Origin of the sequence: Bacillus sp. S4 (assembly GCF_040838205.1) — a bacterium.
In the GTDB taxonomy this organism is placed as follows: Bacteria; Bacillota; Bacilli; order Bacillales; family Bacillaceae_G; genus Bacillus_A; species Bacillus_A cereus_U.
The window spans coordinates 1-1,932 of record NZ_JBFPJI010000465.1 but is presented as its reverse complement, the minus strand read 5'-3'; the positions used below and the strand labels follow the sequence as shown (position 1 = coordinate 1,932).

The following is a 1,932-nucleotide window of genomic DNA, read 5'->3' as shown; positions in this document are numbered from 1 at the left end:
GAGTGTAAAGTTCGAGTATTCGAAGTATTACTTGAATTATATCCCTATCCCTTTTCTAAAAATGCGAACAAGTTTTGCCCTATTCTATTCAATAGTTTATTGTATAGAAATATATTGTTCGATGACCATTATGGAACGCACATAATGGGTAAATCCCGATCCTTAAAGAGGATGCCCCTAATCTTCATGTGAAAATATGATCGGATAAGAAAGCTGGCCAATTTATGGTCAGCTTTCTTTTTGTTCAAAGAGTAATTCTTCTTTAATTTCTGTTTGCAATAATAAAGTTTTTCCAAAGCGGCGTTTGCATTCAGCCCGTACTTTTTGGATTGCTAGTAGCTGAGAAGTAGCAGGCACTGTGACAATTGCTTGTCGAGGTTTCCGATTTTCTTCACAAAAAATACATTCCACAACATATTTAGAAATCATAATTTCATCCTTTCGGTTTGAATTTCTAAGAAGGGACTGCTCATGAAGTTGATGTAATCTTTCGTCATCGTTTTACTTTTTTCCTCTTTTTTCAAGGATAAATATAAAGAAAGATAGAAAGTTAGTATGGGGGGAGATAGGATGAAAAGATGGATTGGTACGGCAGCTATATGTATGAATGAAAAGAATGAGTTTCTAATGGTATTACAAGGAAAAGTAAATGAAGAGAAGCGATGGTCTGTGCCGAGTGGAGGACAAGAAGAGGGAGAAGAGCTTGAAGAGTGTTGTGTTCGTGAAGTATGGGAAGAAACGGGTTATGAAGTAGAAGTTATAGACAAGCTATGTGAAAAAAAGGGGATAACATATGGGGTACCAGTTCATGTGTATTACTATGTTGTGAAGTTAATAGGTGGTAACATGAAAATACAAGACCCTGATGAGTTAATACATGAAATAGATTGGAAAGGAATAGATGAAGTGAAAAAATTATCTTTATCGTTTCCAGAAGAATATGAGCTATTATATAAATATACAAATAAAAAAGAAAGTGTTTAAATACTTTCTTTTTTATTGTATCCAAGATAAGAAAAGCGGAACGATAACTAAACTAGCTCCAGCTGTTAAAAGCATTGATAAACTTGCAATTGTACCTTCTACAGGACCGATTTCAAATGCTTTTGATGTTCCGGTTCCATTCGCGCTAGTACCTAGCATTATTCCTTTTGCGAGCGCTGTTTTAATACGGCATATGCGTATGAGCGTAGGACCGAGTAATGCTCCAGTTAAGGCAGTTAATACGACGAAAACGGCTGTTAATTGTGACATGCCGCCAATCATTTCTGAAATAGCCATTGCAATAGGTGTTGTTACAATGTGTGGTGCTAAACTTTGTTCTATTGTAGAGTCAATTTGAAAAAAATCAGCTAATAGTGCGGAAGTAATAACCGATAGAAATGAACCAACAATGACATTAATTAAAATGGCCGTTCCATGTTTTTTTAATAGATCAAAGTGTTTATAGATTGGCCACGCGAAAGCAACCGTTGCAGGTTTCAATAATTCTGTTAGCCAATGACTACCAGATTCGTAGGTTTCGTATGGTGTATCTAATCCGAGTAGTAAAGCAATTAAAATGATTGGGCATACAAGAAGGGGAGAAAGTAAGCTCCAATTCCAGCGTTGATACATTTTTTTAGATACCCAATATGTGAATAGTGTTAATAGTAAACAAAGAAAGCCGATCATTGTGTGGATCCTTTCCGCTTTAATAGCAATTCTGTTAAAAGTCCTGTTACGAGAGTGACACAAAGTGTACTAATCACGATAATTAAAATGAGATCGATTCCATATTGTGATAATGTATCTTTGTAACGAATGACAGCGACTGCAGAAGGGATGAAAAATAAAATAAGTTCTTTTAATAAAAAGTCTGCACCGTCTTGTATCCATTCTTTTTTCACTATGTTAAATTTTAATGAGATTAATAATAAAAAAATACCGATT

General features: G+C 34.9%; 4 protein-coding genes. 1 reads left to right on the top strand and 3 read right to left on the bottom strand.

The window, feature by feature from the left end; all coding sequences use genetic code 11:
- Positions 1–228: 228 nt before the first annotated feature.
- A complete protein-coding gene (locus AB3X48_RS21665) occupies positions 229–429 on the bottom strand; it encodes a DUF3903 domain-containing protein (protein WP_002111199.1) in 201 nt (66 codons plus the stop codon).
- Between the two features lie 141 nt (positions 430–570).
- Here AB3X48_RS21665 and AB3X48_RS21660 point away from each other — a divergent pair, with 141 nt between their 5' ends.
- Positions 571–984 (top strand): NUDIX hydrolase, encoded by a 414-nt coding sequence (locus tag AB3X48_RS21660; protein WP_016105860.1) that lies wholly within the window; start codon positions 571–573, stop codon positions 982–984.
- 12 nt (positions 985–996) lie between these two features.
- Here the strand turns inward: AB3X48_RS21660 and AB3X48_RS21655 are convergent, their stop codons facing one another.
- Together AB3X48_RS21655 and AB3X48_RS21650 are read right to left on the bottom strand one after the other, a co-directional pair.
- Positions 997–1,674 (bottom strand): LrgB family protein, encoded by a 678-nt coding sequence (locus tag AB3X48_RS21655; protein WP_016105859.1) that lies wholly within the window; start codon positions 1,672–1,674, stop codon positions 997–999.
- Positions 1,671–1,932 (bottom strand): CidA/LrgA family holin-like protein (locus AB3X48_RS21650; protein ID WP_367959929.1); only part of this gene is annotated, 262 nt, incomplete at its 5' end. The genes AB3X48_RS21655 and AB3X48_RS21650, both read right to left, overlap by 4 nt.

Bases quoted from the DNA above. Each gene is read 5' to 3' on its own strand.
- AB3X48_RS21660 (WP_016105860.1), top strand. From the start codon at position 571: ATGAAAAGATGGATTGGTACGGCAGCTATATGTATGAATGAAAAGAAT.
- AB3X48_RS21655 (WP_016105859.1), bottom strand. From the start codon at position 1,674: ATGATCGGCTTTCTTTGTTTACTATTAACACTATTCACATATTGGGTA.
- AB3X48_RS21665 (WP_002111199.1), bottom strand. From the start codon at position 429: ATGATTTCTAAATATGTTGTGGAATGTATTTTTTGTGAAGAAAATCGG.